At 64.6% G+C, this 521-nt stretch carries 1 protein-coding gene; it reads left to right on the forward strand.

The window, feature by feature from the left end:
* Nucleotides 1–314, forward strand: a 314-nt coding sequence (locus AC1U89_RS24645; protein ID WP_479902237.1) for an Orn/Lys/Arg family decarboxylase, incomplete at its 5' end; no start/stop codon positions are given.
* Nucleotides 315–521: the final 207 nt, after the last annotated feature.

A 521-nucleotide genomic window follows, 5' to 3' on the forward strand; every position in this document is an offset into this window, starting at 1 on the left:
GACGACGGAGGATGTCGGTAGGCGACTTTGTGCTTTCCTTGCTGACCCAACGAAACCACCTGCGCCGCCAGGAGCATAACAGGGCAGTCTACGTCCCGTGCTTATCCTGGCCGTGGAGTTGGGTTAAGAACGCGGTAGGGCGCGCGGCCGCCGAGCAGATCACCCCCTACCCGCCTGGGATCCCCGTCGTCGTCCCTGGCGAAGGGATCAACACCGCCATCATCGACTACCTCGAATCCGGCCTGAAGGCCGGCATGGTGCTCCCCGACCCGGCCGACCCGTCCCTGCAAACCATCCGGGCCGTCAGGCGGTAAGCACAGGCGCCGCCAACTCTTCGTCGTGCCAGTTACGCCAGGTCGGGGGAACTGGCCACGATGTAATCCAACGCGGCGGGACCGGACATGGCAAGAGTGTTGTCCTCAGGCTTGATGCGGCGGCCTTCGAGGGCCGCCCAGAGGGCTTMGGCAGGCTCTGGCTGGCTCTGGTTTATCAGGCACCAGCTGGTGTACAGTCCGTACAGC

This window comes from Caulobacter sp. 05T431 (assembly GCF_056665975.1).